General features: G+C 77.5%; 1 protein-coding gene. It reads left to right on the top strand.

Annotation, left to right across the window (positions count from 1 at the left end):
* Nucleotides 1-179 precede the first annotated feature (179 nt).
* Complete coding sequence (locus tag ABTZ03_RS16160; RefSeq protein WP_350513591.1) at nucleotides 180-16,505, top strand: type I polyketide synthase; 16,326 nt, start codon at nucleotides 180-182, stop codon at nucleotides 16,503-16,505.
* Nucleotides 16,506-16,512: the final 7 nt, after the last annotated feature.

Here is a 16,512-nt window from a genome sequence, read left to right on the forward strand (position 1 = left end):
CGTCCGGAGTCGGTCCGCTCGGGGCTCTAGGGAAAACCGGGGCCGAGCGTGGCGAGACTGGGCGGGCCACGGGTCGGACCTGACGTCAGGTGTCGGCGGTCGGCGCCCCGGACGGGCGCGCGGCAGGGCCCTCCCGGGCGCGGTGTTCCTGGCAGACCCCCGGAGAGGCTGACGTCCCGATGTCGAACGAAGACAAGCTCCGCGACTACCTGAAGCGGGCGATCGCGGATCTCCAGGAGACCCGCGAGCAACTGCACGAGGTGACCGAGCAGCAGCGGGAACCGATCGCCGTGGTCGGCATGGCCTGCCGGCTGCCGGGCGGGGTCTCCTCGCCCGAGGAGCTGTGGGAGCTGGTCCGGGACGGCGTCGACGCCGTCTCCGACTTCCCCGCGGACCGCGGCTGGGACCTCCCCGAGGGCTCGGTCACCGCCCGGCGGAGCGGATTCCTGCACGATGCCGGGGAGTTCGACGCCGACTTCTTCGGCATCTCGCCGCGCGAGGCGCTGGCCATGGACCCGCAGCAGCGGCTGATGCTGGAGACCGCCTGGGAGGCCGTCGAACGGGCCGGCATCGACCCCGGCTCGCTGCACGGCACCCGGACCGGGGTGTTCGTCGGCGCCGGCCACGGCGGCTACGACAGTGCCGCCGCCGCCACCGCCCGGGGGCGGGTCGACGACGCGGCCGCCGGACACCTGCTCACCGGCAACACCGTCAGCATCGCTTCCGGCCGGATCTCCTACGTCCTCGGCCTGGAGGGCCCGGCCCTCACCGTGGACACCGCCTGCTCCTCCTCGCTGGTCGCCCTGCACCTGGCCGTGCAGTCGCTGCGCCGCGGGGAGTGCTCGCTCGCCCTGGCCGGCGGGGTGACGGTGATGTCCACCCCGCAGATGTTCACCGAGTTCTCCCGCCAGGGCGGCCTGGCCGCCGACGGTCGGTGCAAGCCGTTCGCGGCGGCGGCCGACGGGACCGCCTGGGGCGAGGGCGCGGCCGTGCTGCTGGTCGAGCGGCTCTCGGACGCCCGGCGCAACGGGCACCCGGTGCTGGCCGTGGTCCGCGGCTCGGCGGTGAACCAGGACGGCGCCTCCAACGGCCTGACCGCACCGAACGGTCCGTCCCAGCAGCGGGTCATCCGGGCCGCCCTGGCCGACGCCGGGCTGCCCGCGCGCGAGGTCGACGTGGTCGAGGCGCACGGCACCGGCACCCGGCTCGGCGACCCGATCGAGGCCGCGGCGCTGCTCGCCACCTACGGTCAGAACCGTGAACGGCCGGTGCTGATCGGCGCGTTGAAGTCCAACACCGGGCACACCCAGTCCGCCTCCGGGGTGGCCGGGGTGATCAAGACGGTGCTGGCCATGCGGTACGGCCTGCTGCCGCGCACCCTCCACCTCGACGCGCCGACCCCGCACGTGGACTGGACCGCCGGGTCCGCCGAACTGCTCGCCGAGGCCCGGGAGTGGCCGGCCGTCGAGGGCCGGCCCCGGCGGGCCGCAGTGTCCTCCTTCGGGGTCAGCGGGACCAATGCCCACGTGGTGCTGGAGGCGGTGGAGGAGCCCGCGGAGGAACCCGGGGAGTCGCGATCGACGGTGGACGAGCCCGGGGCCGTCCTGCCCTGGGTGCTGTCGGCGCACAGCGCCACCGCCCTGCACGCCCAGGCCGGACGGCTGGCCGCCCACCTCCGGAGCCACGGCCCGCTCGCCCCGGCGGACGTCGCCCACTCGCTCGCGACCACCCGGGCGGCCCTGGGGCACCGGGCGGTCGTCCTGGCCGCCGACCCGGAGGAGCGGCTGCGCGCCCTGGACGCCCTCGCGGGTGGGGACGCGGGAGCCGGTGTCGTCTTGGGCGCGGTGGACAAGGGCGCGACCGCGTTCCTGTTCTCCGGGCAGGGCTCGCAACGGCTGGGGATGGGGCGGGAGTTGTATGCCAGGTTCCCGGTGTTCGCGACGGCCTTCGACGCGGTGTGCGAGCGGTTCGAGCTGCCGGTGCGGGAGGTGGTGTGGGGCGAGGACGCGGAGCTGTTGAACCGGACCGACTTCGCCCAGGCGGGGCTGTTCGCGGTCGAGGTGGCGTTGTTCCGGCTGGTCGAATCGCTGGGTGTGCGGCCGGAGTTCGTGGCCGGGCACTCGATCGGCGAGATCGCGGCGGCGCACGTGGCCGGCGTCTTCTCGCTCGCGGACGCCTGCACCCTGGTGGCGGCCCGGGGCCGGTTGATGCAGGCCCTGCCCGCCGGTGGGGCCATGCTCGCCGTACAGGCCACCGAGGAGGAAGTCCGGCCGCTGCTCGGCGAGTTCGTCTCCATAGCCGCCGTCAACGGCCCGACCTCCGTGGTCGTCTCGGGCGCGGAGCAGGCCGTCGCGGCGGTCGAGGCGCACTTCGCCGACCGGAAGACCACCCGGCTGCGCGTCTCCCACGCCTTCCACTCGCCGCTGATGGACCCGATGCTGGACGAGTTCCGTACCGTCCTCAACGGGCTGACGTACCAGGCCCCTTCGATCCCCGTCGTGTCCAACCTCACCGGCGGGATCGCCGAGGACCTCCGGATGCCCGAGTACTGGGTGCGCCACGTCCGCGAGACCGTCCGCTTCGCCGACGGCATCCACGCCCTCCACGCCGCCGGCGTCACCCGCTTCCTCGAACTCGGCCCCGACGGCGTGCTCAGCGCCATGGCGGCCGAATCCCTGCCCGCCGACGCGGCCCCGGTCGCCGACCCGGTCCTGGTCGCCGCCCTCCGCAAGGACCGCCCCGAGGAGCCCGCCCTGCTGGCCGCCCTCGCCCGGCTGTACGTGCGCGGCGCCGGACCGGACTGGACGGCGGTGCCGGCCGGTGCCGGGGCCCGCCGCATCGAACTGCCCACCTACGCCTTCCAGCGGCAGCGCTACTGGCTGCCCGAACTCCAGCGGCGCGACACCGGCACGACCACGGCCGACCCGGTCGAGGAGTCCTTCTGGACCGCCGTCGAGGCCGGGGAGCTGCGGGAGGCCGCGGCGGTGCTGGGGATCGCGGAGGAGGCCGCCGAGGCCTCGCTCGACCGTCTGCTCCCGGTGCTGGCCTCCTGGCGCGGGCAGCGGCGGCTGCTGAACGCCCTCGACGCCTGGACCTACCGGACCGGCTGGGTGCCGCTGTCCGGCCGCGCCGACACCGTGCCGACCGGGCGCTGGCTCGCCGTCCTGCCGGAAGGGGCGGAAGGGGCGGAAGACGGCGAGGCCGACTGGCCCGCCGCCGTCCTCGCCGCCCTGGCCGAGCGCGGCCTGCGGGCCGAGCCGGTGGCCGGGGTCGGCGCGGTGGCCGCACGGCTCGCCGACGGCACGGCCGAACCGGTCGCCGGGGTCCTCTCCTTCCTCGCCGCCGACGGCCGCCCGCACCCGGAGTTCCCCGCGGTCCCCGGGCATCTGTCGGCGACCGTCGAGCTGCTGCGCGCCCTGGAGGCGGCCGACGGCCCGGCCCGGCTCTGGTGCCTCACCCGGGGCGCCGTCGCCGTCGACGACGCGGACCGGGTGCCCGGGCCGGAGCAGGCCCAGCTGTGGGGCCTGGGGCGGGTCGCCGCGCTGGAGCACCCGCAGCGCTGGGGCGGTCTGATCGACCTGCCCGGGACGGCCGACGCCCGGACGGCGGCCCGGCTGGCGGGCCTGCTGGCCGACGGGACGACCGAGGACCAGCTCGCCCTGCGTGCCTCCGGCGCCCATGCCCGTCGACTGACCCACGCCCCCGCGCAGCCCGACGGGCCCGACTGGACCGCGCCCGCCGGGACGATCCTGATCACCGGCGGGACGGGCGCGCTGGGCGCCCATGTCGCCCGCCGGCTGGCCGGCGCCGGTGCCGAGCACCTGCTGCTGCTCGGCCGCCGGGGTCGGCAGGCGCCCGGCGTGGCGGAGTTGAGCGCGGAGCTGGCCGCGCTGGGCGCCCGGGTCACCGTCGTCGCCTGCGACGCGGCCGACCGGGAGGCGCTGGCCGCCGTCCTGGCCGCCGTGCCCGCCGAGCAGCCGCTGACCGGGGTGGTGCACGCGGCGGGGGTGCTGGACGACGGCGTGCTGGCGGGCCTGACCGTCGAGCGGTTCGCCTCCGTGCTGCGGGCCAAGGCCCTCCCGGCCCGGCACCTCCACGAGCTGACGGCCGGCCAGGACCTCGCCCTGTTCGTGCTGTTCTCCTCGATCACCGGCGTCCTCGGCAACCCCGGCCAGGCCAACTACGCGGCCGCCAACGCCTATCTGGACGCCCTGGCCGAGCACCGCCGCGCCGCCGGCCTGCCCGCCACCTGCCTCGCCTGGGGCCCGTGGGCGGGCGGCGGCATGGCGGGGGAGAACCCGGACCTGACCGGGCGGATGCGCCGCAGCGGGCTCACCCCGATGGACCCGGACCGGGCCGTGGCCGCGCTGGTCCGCGCGCTCGGCTCGGGCGCGTCCGGCCTGACCGTGGCCGACGTGGACTGGAGCGCGCTCGCCCCCGTGCTCACCGCCGCCCGGCCGAGCGCGCTGATCGCCGACCTGCCCGAGGTCCGGCGGGCCGCCGCCCCCGCCGCCCCCGCCGTCGGCGCCACCGGCGGTTCCCCGCTGGCCGAGCGGCTGTCCGGCCGGGAGACGGCCGAGCGGCAGCGGCTGCTGTTGGAGCTGGTCCGCACCGAGGCGGCGGCCGTGCTGGGGCACACCGGCCCGGTCACGGTGGACGCCGCCCGGGCGTTCCGGGACCTCGGCTTCGACTCGCTGACCGCCGTCGAGCTGCGCAACCGCCTCGCCGCCGCCACCGGTCTGCGGCTGCCCGCGACCCTGCTGTTCGACCACCCGACGCCGACCGCCCTGGCCGCCCGGCTGTGCTCCGAACTCGCGGGCGCGGCAGCGGAATCGGCGTCCGGGTTGGCGTCCGGGCCGGCGTCCTCGGCGGCCGCCGACGAGCCGATCGCGATCGTCGCGATGGCCTGCCGCCTCCCCGGTGGGGTGGAGTCGCCGGAGGACCTGTGGCGGCTGCTCGCCGAGGGCCGGGACGCGGTGGGCCCGTTCCCGGCCGACCGCGGCTGGGACACCGAGCGGCTGCACCACCCGGATCCGGACCACGAGGGCACCAGCTACGTCGCCGAGGGCGCCTTCGTCACCGGTGTCGCCGACTTCGACGCCGCCTTCTTCGGGATCTCGCCGCGCGAGGCGCTGGCCATGGACCCGCAGCAGCGGCTGCTGCTGGAGACCGTCTGGGAGGCCGTCGAGCGGGGCGGCATCGACGCCGGGACCCTGCGCGGCTCCCGGACCGGCGTGTTCGTCGGCTCCAACTTCCAGGACTACCAGGTGCTGTTGGACCCGGCCCGGGAGGGTGTGGCCGGGCACGTGATGACCGGCAACGCGGCGAGCGTACTGTCCGGCCGGATCGCCTACACCCTCGGCCTGGAGGGTCCGGCGGTCACCGTCGACACCGCGTGCTCCTCCTCGCTGGTCGCCCTGCACCTGGCCGCCCAGGCCCTGCGCCGCGGCGAGTGCGCCCTCGCCCTGGCCGGCGGGGTGACGGTGATGGCCACCCCGCAGGTGTTCGTCGAGTTCTCCCGGCAGCGCGGCCTGGCCCCCGACGGCCGCTGCAAGCCCTTCGCCGAGGCCGCCGACGGCACCGGCTGGGCCGAGGGCGTCGGCGTGCTGCTGGTCGAGCGGCTCTCCGACGCCCGCCGCAACGGGCACCCGGTGCTCGCGGTGATCCGCGGCTCCGCCGTCAACCAGGACGGTGCCTCCAACGGCCTGACCGCGCCGAACGGCCCGTCCCAGCAGCGCGTGATCCGGGCCGCCCTGGCCGACGCCGGGCTGACGCCCGCCGAGGTGGACGCCGTCGAGGCGCACGGCACCGGCACCCGGCTCGGCGACCCGATCGAGGCCCAGGCGCTGCTGGCCGTCTACGGCCAGGACCGTGAACTCCCGCTGCTGCTGGGCTCGGTGAAGTCCAACCTGGGCCACACCCAGGCCGCTGCCGGGGCCGCCGGGGTGATCAAGACCGTGCTGGCGATGCGGCACGGCGAGCTGCCGAAGTCGCTGCACATCGACGCCCCGACCCCGCAGGTGGACTGGACCGCCGGCGCCGTGGAACCGCTGGCCGAGGCCCGGGCGTGGCCCGCGACCGGACGGCCGCGCCGGGCCGGGGTCTCCTCCTTCGGGGTCAGCGGCACCAACGCCCACGTGATCCTGGAGGCGGCACCCGAGCCCGCGTCGGAGCCCGCTGGGGAGCCCGCGTCGGAGCCTGCTGGGGAGCCCGCCGCGGACTCCGCGCCCGAACGTCCGCTGCCCGCCCATCCGTTGCCCTGGCTGCTGTCCGCCCGCACCCCCGAGGCGGTGCGCGCGCAGGCCCGCCGACTGGCCGCCCGGGTGCGCGCCGCCGAACCCGCCCCCGACGATGTCGCCCTCGCCCTCGCCACCACCCGCGCGAGCCTGGAGCACCGGGCCGCCGTGGTCGCGCCCGACCGGGCCGCACTCCTGGACGGCCTGGACGCGCTGGCCGAGGGCCGGGCCGTCCCCGGGGTGCTGGAGGGCCGGAGCCCGGGCGACGGCGACCCGGTCCTGGTGTTCCCCGGCCAGGGCTCCCAGTGGGCCGGAATGGCCCTCGAACTCCTCGACACCGCACCGGAGTTCGCCCGCCGCTTCGCCGAGTGCGAGGCCGCGCTGGCGCCGTGGACCGGCTGGTCGGCCACCGAGGTGCTGCGCGGCGCCGCCGACGCCCCCGGCCTGGACCGGGTCGAGGTGGTGCAGCCGGTGCTGTTCGCCGTCATGGTGTCGCTGGCCGAGCTGTGGCGCTCCTACGGCGTCCGGCCGGCGGCCGTGCTCGGCCACTCCCAGGGCGAGATCGCGGCGGCCTGCGTTGCCGGAGCGCTCTCGCTCGACGACGCCGCCCGGGTGGTCGCGCTGCGCAGCCGGGCGCTGCGGCAACTCGCCGGACTCGGCGGCATGGTGTCCGTGGCCGAACCGGTCGCGGCCGTGCGGGAGCGGCTGACCCGCTGGGACGAGCGGATCTCCGTCGCCGCCGTCAACGGCCCCGGCTCGGTGGTGGTCTCCGGCGAGCCCGACGCCCTGGACGAGCTGCTCGCCGGCTGCGAGCGCGCCGGAGTCCGGGCCCGCCGCATCCCGGTCGACTACGCCTCGCACTCCGCCCAGGTCGAGCGGATCGAAGGCGAGCTGCTCGACCTGCTGGCCCCGATCACCCCGCGCGCCGCCGAGATCCCGTTCTGCTCCACCGTCACCGGCACCTTCATCGACACCTCCCAGCTCGACGCCGCCTACTGGTACCGCAACCTGCGCCGGACCGTCGAGTTCGAACAGGCCACCCGCGCCCTGCTGGACGCCGGCCACCGGCTGTTCGTCGAGGTCAGCCCGCACCCGGTGGTCACCACCGGCCTCCAGGAGACCATCGAGGACAGCGGCCTGCCCGCCGCCGCCCTCGGCACCCTGCGTCGCGACGAGGGCGGGCCCGCCCGCTTCCTGCTCGCCCTGGCCGAGGCCCGGGTGCACGGCGCCCGGGTGGACTGGGAGCGCTGCTTCGCCGGCACCCGGGCCCGGCCCGTCGAACTGCCGACCTACCCCTTCCAGCGGCAGCGCTACTGGCCGCGCCCCGGCGCCACCGGCGGCGACGTCACCACCGCCGGCCTGGCCGCACCGGAACACCCGCTGCTCGGCGCCGCCGTCGAACTCGCCCGGGACGGCGGCCTGTTGGCCACCGCCCGGTGGTCGCTGCACACCCACCCCTGGCTCGCCGACCACACCGTCGCCGACACCCTGGTCGTCCCCGGCGCGGCGCTTGTCGAGGCGGTGCTGCGGGCCGGCGACGAACTCGGCTGCGGCCGGATCGACGAACTGACCCTGCACGCGCCCGTCCTGCTGCCCGAACGCGGCGCCCTCCAGGTGCAGATCGAGCTCGGCGCCGCGGACGACACCGGCCTGCGCCCGGTCGCCGTGCACACCCGCCCGGCGGAGGCGGACGCCACCGAGCCCTGGACCCGGCACGCCGAGGGCCGGGTCGGCCCGGCCGGAGCCGACCCCGAACCGGCGCCCGCCGCCTGGCCGCCCGCCGGCGCCGAACCGGTCGACCTCGACGGCTGGTACCCGGCCCTGCGCGCGGACGGCTACGGCTACGGCCCGGTGTTCCAGGGCGTGCGCGCCGCCTGGCGGCTCGGCGACGCCGTCCACGCCGAGGTGGAGCTGCCCGGGTCGGCCCGCCCCGACGCCCCCCGCTACGGCCTGCACCCGGCCCTGCTCGACGCCGCCCTCCACCCGGCCGGACTCGGCCCGCTGCGCGGCCGCCCCGGGCTGCCGTTCGCCTGGAGCGGCGTCACCCTGCACGCCACCGGGGCCACCGCGCTGCGGGTGACGCTCACCCCGGCCGGGCCTGACGCGGTGTCCGTCCGGATGACCGACCCGGCCGACCGGCCGGTGGCCACCGTCGAGGCCCTCGCCGTGCGCCCGCTCGGCGAGGCCGCCCTCGACCCGGCCGCCCGGGTGGCCCGCGAGGCGCTCCACCACCTGGACTGGCCGGCCCTGCCCGCCCCCGCGGCGGCCCCGGCCGCCGCCCGCTGGACCGTCCTCGGCGAACCGCCCGTCCAGGCGGCCGCCCTCGCCGAGGCCGGGGTGACCCTGGCCGACGGCGGCGACGTCCTGCTGTACCAGGCCACGGGGCCGAACCCGCAGGCCGCGCTGAACCGCGCCCTCACCGTCCTGCGGGACCACCTCGCCGAGGACGCGGACGCCACCCTGCTCGTCGTCACCCGCCGAGCCCTCGCCGTCGACCCGGCCGAACACGTCCACGACCTGCCCGCCGCCGCCGTGCACGGCCTGGTCCGCTCCGCCCAGAACGAGCACCCCGGCCGGATCGTGCTCGCCGACCTGGACGACGACCCCGCCTCCTGGCGCGCCCTGCCCGCCGCCCTCGCCACCGCCCTGGCCGACGGCGAACCCCGGCTGGCCCTGCGCCACGGCACCGCCCACGCCCCCCGGCTGGCCCGCGCCCACACCGCGGCGCCGCTGCCCGTCCCGGACGGCCCGTGGCGCCTGGACATCCGCACCAAGGGCACCGTCGACAACCTCGAACTGCTGCCCTGCCCGGACGCCGCCGAACCGCTCGCCGAGGGCCAGGTCCGGATCGAGGTCCGGGCCGCCGGCCTCAACTTCCGCGACGTCCTCAACGCCCTCGACATGTACCCGGGCGGGGCCCGGCACCTCGGCTCCGAGGCGGCCGGCATCGTCCGCGAGACCGGGCCGGGCGTCACCGGACTCGCCGTCGGCGACCGGGTGATGGGCATGGTCCCGGGCGGCTTCGGCCCGCTCGCCGTCACCGACCACCGGCTGCTCGCCCGCGTCCCGCAGGACTGGACCTTCGCCCGGGCCGCCGCCGTCCCCGTCGTCTTCCTCACCGCCTACTACGCGCTGCGCGACCTGGCCGGGCTCCGGCCCGGCGAACGCCTGCTGGTCCACGCCGCCACCGGCGGCGTCGGCATGGCCGCCGTCCAGCTCGCCCGGCACTGGGGCGCCGAGGTGTACGGCACCGCGAGCGAGGCCAAGCAGCACCTGCTGCACGCCGACGGCCTGCCCGGCAGCGCCGTCGCCTCCTCCCGCACCCTGGACTTCGAGGACCGCTTCCGCACCGCCACCGGCGGCGCGGGCGTGGACGTCGTCCTCAACTCCCTCGCGGGGGAGTACGTCGACGCCTCGCTGCGGCTGCTCGCCCCCGGCGGCCGGCTGATCGAGATGGGCAAGACCGACGTCCGCGACCCGGCGGAGGTCGCCGCCGCCCACGGCGGCGCCCGCTACCGCGCCTTCGAACTCCAGGAGGCCGGCCCGGAGCGGATCGGGCAGATGCTCGCCGACCTGGTCGAACTGTTCGAGCAGGGCGCGCTGCAGCCCCTCCCGCTCACCTGCTGGGACGTCACCCGGGCCCGGGAGGCCTTCCGGTACATGGCCCAGGCCCGGCACACCGGCAAGATCGTGCTCACCGTGCCGCGCCCCTGGAGCCGGGAGGGCACCGTGCTGATCACCGGCGGCACCGGCACCCTCGGCGCCGAGCTGGCCCGCCACCTGGTCACCCGGCACGGCGTGCGGCACCTGCTGTTGGTCGGCCGTCGAGGCCTCCAGGCGCCCGGGGCGGGGGAGTTGAGCGCGGAACTGACCGCCCTCGGGGCCCGGGTCACGGTCGCCGGCTGCGACACCGCCGACCGCGCCGCACTCGCCGCCCTGCTCGCCGCCGTGCCCGCCGAGCACCCGCTGACCGCCGTGGTGCACGCCGCCGGCGTCCTCGACGACGGCGTGGTGGACGGCCTCACCCCCGACCGGCTCGCCGCCGTGCTGCGGCCCAAGGTCGACGCGGCCCACCACCTGCACGAGCTCACCCGCGGCCTCGACCTCGCCGACTTCGTGCTGTTCTCCTCCGCCGCTAACGTGTTCGGCTCACCCGGCCAGGGCGCGTACGCGGCCGCCAACGCCTGGCTCGACGCCCTCGCCCAGCACCGCCGGGTCGACGGACTGCCCGCCACCTCGCTGGCCTGGGGCCTGTGGGCCCAGGCCAGCACCATGACCGCCCACCTCGGCGCGACCGACCGCGCCCGCGCCCGGCAGTCCGGCGCGCTCACCCTCGGCACCCCCGACGGCCTCGCCCTGTTCGACGCCGCCCTCGCCGCCCGGCGCGCCCTGCTGGTGCCCGTCCGCCTGGACACCGCCGCGCTGCGCGGCCGCGGACCGGCCGAACTCCCGGCGCTGCTGCGCGAACTGGTCCGCACCCGGGTGCGCCGCACCGCCCAGAGCGGTCCGGCCGCCGACGGGCTGCCCGCCCGGCTGGCGGCGCTCGCCCCGGCCGACCGCCACGCGGCGCTGCTCGATCTGGTGAGCGGCTGCACCGCGGCCGTCCTCGGCCACAGCTCGGCCGAACAGGTCGACGCCGCACGGCCGTTCCGGGACCTCGGCCTGGACTCGCTGACCGCCGTCGAACTGCGCAACCGCCTCAACACCGCGACCGGCCTGCGGCTGCCCGCCACCCTGGTCTTCGACCACCCCACCCCCGGGGCGCTCGCCGAGCACCTGGCCGAGGGCCTCGGCGCCGGGAACGCCGCCGGCCCGGCGGCCGGCGCCGCGCCGGTCGGCACCGACGAGCCGATCGCGATCGTCGGGATGGCCTGCCGCTTCCCCGGCGCCGTCAGCTCCCCCGAGGAGCTGTGGACCCTGCTGGCCACCGGCACCGACGCCGTCGCCGACTTCCCCGCCGACCGCGGCTGGGACCTCGACCGGCTCTACGACGGCATCCCCGACCACCCCGACTCCTCGCGCACCCGCGAGGGCGGCTTCCTGGACGGCGTCGCCGGGTTCGACGCCGACTTCTTCGGCATCAGCCCCAACGAGGCCCTCGCCATGGACCCGCAGCAACGCCTGCTGCTGGAGACCTCCTGGGAGGCGATCGAACGCGCCGGCATCGACCCCGGCACCCTGCGCGGCAGCCGCACCGGGGTGTTCGCCGGCCTGTCCTCCGGCGACTACCTCGACCGGGTTGCCCGCGTCCCCGAGGAGGCCGCCCCGTACATCAGCACCGGCAACGCCTTCAGCGTCGTCTCCGGCCGGGTCGCCTACACCCTCGGCCTGGAGGGCCCTGCGGTCACCGTGGACACCGCCTGCTCCTCCTCGCTGGTCGCACTGCACCTGGCCGTGCGCGCGCTGCGCGGCGGCGAGTGCACCCTCGCCCTCGCCGGCGGCGTCACGGTGATGTCCACCCCGATGATCCCGGTCGACTTCGCCCGCCAGCGCGGGCTGGCCGCCGACGGCCGCTGCAAGCCCTTCGCCGAGGCCGCCGACGGCACCGGCTTCTCCGAGGGCGTCGGCGTGCTGCTGGTCGAACGGCTCTCCGACGCCCGCCGCAACGGGCACCCGGTGCTCGCGGTGGTGCGCGGCTCGGCCGTCAACCAGGACGGCGCCTCCAACGGGCTCAGCGCCCCCAACGGCCCAGCCCAGCAGCGCGTCATCCGGGCCGCCCTGGCCGACGCCGGACTGACGCCCGCCGAGGTGGACGCCGTCGAGGCGCACGGCACCGGGACGAGGCTGGGCGACCCGATCGAGGCCCAGGCGCTGCTGGCCGTCTACGGGCAGCAGCGTGAACTCCCGCTGCTGCTGGGCTCGGTGAAGTCCAACCTGGGCCACACCCAGGCCGCCGCCGGGGTCGCCGGGGTGATCCGGACGGTCCTGGCGCTGCGGCACGGCGAACTCCCGCCGAGCCTGCACATCGACCGGCCCACCAGCCATGTGGACTGGTCGCAGGGCGCGGTGGAACTGCTCACCGAGGCGCGCCGCTGGCCGGAGACCGGACGGCCGCGCCGGGCCGGCGTCTCCTCCTTCGGGCTCAGCGGCACCAACGCCCATGTGCTGCTCGAAGCGGCCGCCGAGCCGTCCGTCCCCGGGACCTCCGTTCCCGAGCGGTCCGTCCCCGGGACCTCCGTTCCCGAGCCGGTCGCCGACGCGCCGGTGACGCCGCCCTGGCTGCTCTCCGCCCGCAGCGCCCAGGCGCTGCGCGGCCAGGCCCGCGCCCTGCTCGACCACCTGGACCGCCTCGGGCACCCCGACGCCGCCGGCGCCCCCGCGCCGCTCGACCTCGCCCACTCGCTCGCCACCCGGCGCGCCCTGCTGGAGCACCGCGCCGCCGTGATCGGCACCGGCCCCGAGGAGCTGCGGGCCGCCCTGGCCGCCCTGGCTGAGGGCACCCCCGCCCCGGGCGTGGTCACCGGCCGGCACGCCGCCGGGCGGGACCGCCGGGCCGTCCTGCTGTTCCCCGGCCAGGGCTCCCAGTGGATCGGCATGGGCGCCGAACTCCTCGACAGCTCGCCGGAGTTCGCCGACGCCGTGACCGCCTGCGAACAGGCCCTGGCACCCTGGACGGACTGGTCGCTGAGCGCCGTCCTGCGCGGCGCACCCGACGCCCCGGCACTGGACCGGGTCGACGTCGCCCAACCCGCGCTCTGGGCCACCATGATCGCGCTGGCCGCCTGCTGGCAGGCCCACGGCGTCACCCCCGCCGCCGTCCTCGGCCACTCCCAGGGCGAGATCGCCGCCGCCTGCGTGGCCGGCGCGCTCTCCCTGGCGGACGGCGCCAAGGTGGTCGCCCTGCGCAGCCAGGCCATCGCCCGCGAACTCTCCGGCCACGGCGGCATGGTGTCCGTGCCGCAGGCCCACACCGAGGTGCTGGCCCGGATCGAGCCGTACGGCGGCCGGATCTCGGTCGCCGCCGCCAACGGCCCCGCCGGAGTCGTCGTCTCCGGCGAACCCGAGGCCCTCGACGACCTGCTGGCCGACTGCGAGCGCGACGGCGTACGGGCCAAGCGGATCCCGGTCGACTACGCCTCGCACTCCGCCCAGGTCGAGCGGATCGAGCGGACCCTGCTCACCGAACTCGACGGGATCACCACCCGGGCCGCCCGGATCCCGTTCTTCTCCACCGTCACCGCCGACTGGCTCGGCGACACCCCGCTGGACGCCGCCTACTGGTACCGCAACCTGCGCCGGACCGTCCGGCTGGAGGAGTCCGTGCGCGCCCTGCTCGCCCAGGGCCACGACGCCTTCCTCGAATGCAGCCCGCACCCCGTGCTGGCCATGGCCGTCGAGGACACCGCCGCCGACGCCGGCGCCCGGGCCGTGGTGCTCGGCACCGTCCGGCGCGAGGACGGCGGCTCCGCCCGGCTGCTCACCTCGCTCGCCGAGGCGCACGTGCACGGGGTGCGGATCGACTGGAGCCCCGCCCTGGCCGGCGGCCGCCCGGTGGACCTGCCCACCTACGCCTTCCAGCGCCGCCGCTACTGGCTCGACCGGTCCACCGCCGTCGCCGGGGCGAGCGACCCGTCCGGGCTCGACCGCGCCGTCCACCTCGCGGGCGGCGACACCGTGCTGCTCACCGGCCGGATCGGCACCGCGACCCACCCGTGGACCGCCGACCACCGGGTCCGCGGCGCCGCCGTCGTCCCCGCCACGGCCCTGCTGGACTGGGCCGTCCGGGCCGGCGACGAGGTCGGCTGCCCGACCGTCGCCGAACTCACCGCGCACGACCCGCTGGTCCTGCCCGAGCACGGCACCCTCGACCTCCAGCTCACCGTCGACCCGGCCGACGGCGAGGGCCGACGGCCGCTCACCGTCCACGCCCGCCCGACGGACGCGCCCGCCGACACCCCGTGGACCCGGCACGCCACCGGCACCCTCACGACCGGCAGGGTCGCCGGCACGCCGCTGGGCGACTGGCCGTCCGAGGACGCCCTGCCGCTGGACGTCGAGCCGGCGGACCACGGCGAGCGCTTCCGCACCGTCCGGGCGCTCCGGCAGCACGGCGACGAGCTGTACGCCGAGGTCGCCCTGCCCGAGGAGCACCGGGCCGAGGCGGTTGGCTTCCGCCTCCACCCCGCCCTGCTCCAGGGCCTGTTGGCCGCCACCCGGGACGGCGCCGCGGCCACCGCGGACTGGCGCGGCGTCACCCTGCACGCCACCGGCGCCGCCCTGCTCCGGGTCCGGCTCACCCCGGGCCCCGACGGCAGCCACGCGCTCAGCGCCGTCGACGCCGACGGCGCCCCCGTGCTCACCGCCGAGGCCGTCACCGTCCGCCCGATCGCCGCCGACGACCTCGGCCCGGCGACCGACCCCCTGTACGCGGTCGAGTGGCTCCCCGTGACCCCCGGCGCACCGCAGGGGAGCGTCGCGGTCCTGGGACCGGACGACGTGCCGGGCTTCCCCCGCTACGCCGACCTGGCCGCCCTCACCGCCGCCCTGGACGCCGGCGAGCCCGCCCCCGACACCGTCCTCACCCGCCTCACCGCCGTCGACGGCGACGACCCCGTCACCGCCACCCACCAGGCCGTCCGGGCCGCCCACCGCCTCGCCCGCGACTGGCTCGCCGAACCCCGGCTGGCCGGCTCCCGGCTCGCCCTGCTCACCCGGGGCGCCGAAGCCACCACCCCCGACGAGGACGTCACCGCGCTCGCCCAGGCCGCCGTGCACGGACTGATCCGCTCCGCCCAGTCCGAGGAGCCCGGCCGCTTCCTGCTGCTCGACCTCGACGACGACCCGGCCTCCGCGGCCGCCCTGCCCGCCGCCCTGGCCGTCCCCGACGAGCCCCGGCTCGCCCTCCGGCGCGGCGAACCGACCGCCCCCCGGCTGCGCCCGCTGCCGGTGTCCTCCGAGCTCCCCGTGTGGTCCTGGACCCCGGACGGCACCGTCCTGATCACCGGCGGCACCGGCACCCTCGGCGCCCTGGTCGCCCGCCACCTGGTCACCGCACACGGCGTCCGCCACCTGCTGCTCACCAGCCGGCGCGGCGACCAGGCCCCCGGGGCACGGGAGTTGAGCGAGCAGCTCACCGCCCTCGGCGCCACCGTCACCCTCGCCGCCTGCGACACCGCCGACCCGGCCGCCCTGACCGCCCTGCTCGCCACCGTCCCGGCCGAGCACCCGCTCACCGGGGTCGTGCACGCCGCAGGCGTCCTGCACGACGGCCTGCTCGCCAACCTGACCGACCGGCAGCTCACCGACGTGCTGCGCCCCAAGGCCGACGCGGCCTGGCACCTGCACCGGGCGACCGCCCACCTGGACCTGTCCGCCTTCGTGCTGTTCTCCTCCTTCGCCGCCACCGCCGGCGGACCGGCCCAGGCCAACTACGCCGCCGCCAACGCCTTCCTGGACGCCCTGGCCCACCGCCGCCGAGCCGAGGGCCGGCCGGCCGTCTCGCTCGGCTGGGGATACTGGGGAGAATCGAGTGCGATGACGTCCACCCTGGACGCCGTGGACATCGCCCGCTTCGCCCGCTCCGGCATGCTGCCGCTCCCGGCCGCCCAGGGCCTCGCCCTGCTCGACGCCGCGAGCACCGTGCCCCGCCCGCACCTGGCGGCCGTCCGGCTCGACCGGCACGCCCTGGCCACGGCCGGCGCACCGCCGCTCTTCGCCGACCTGCTGCCCCGGCGCGCCACCGTCCGGCGCACGGCCGCCGCCACCGCGGCGGCCACCGGCGAGCGGGGCGTCCTGGACCGGCTCGCCGGGCTCGGCGCCGCCCAGCAGGAGCAGCTGCTCCAGGGCCTGGTCGTCGGCCACCTGGCCGCCGTCCTCGGCCACGCCACCCCCGAGGCGGTCGAACCGGAACGGGGCTTCCTCGACCACGGGATGTCCTCGCTGGCCGCCGTCGAACTGCGCAACCGGCTGAACGCCGAACTCGGGCTGCGGCTGCCCACCACCACGATCTTCGACCACCCGTCACCCGTCGCCCTGGCCGGCCGGCTGCGCGAACTGCTCGGCGCACCGACCGGTGCACCGGCCGGCGCCACGGCACCGGAGCGGCCCGTCTTCGCCGAACTGGACGGCTTGGAGGCCGCGCTCTCCGCCGCCGAGCTCGACCCGGACTCCCGCGCCCGGCTGCTCAGCCGCCTCAAGAGCCTCCAGTGGCGGCTCGACGACGGCGCGGCGGAACCGGCCGACGCCGCCGCCGACCCGGACACCGGACTCGACGGCACCACCGACGACGAGATGTTCGACCTGATCGACCGCGAACTCGGACTCGCCTGACCGGCGC

The sequence above is a fragment of the Kitasatospora sp. NPDC096077 genome, assembly GCF_040303245.1.
In the GTDB taxonomy this organism is placed as follows: Bacteria; Actinomycetota; Actinomycetes; order Streptomycetales; family Streptomycetaceae; genus Kitasatospora.

Coding starts and splice junctions, on each gene's coding strand:
- ABTZ03_RS16160 (WP_350513591.1), top strand. CDS start 180: ATGTCGAACGAAGACAAGCTCCGCGACTACCTGAAGCGGGCGATCGCG.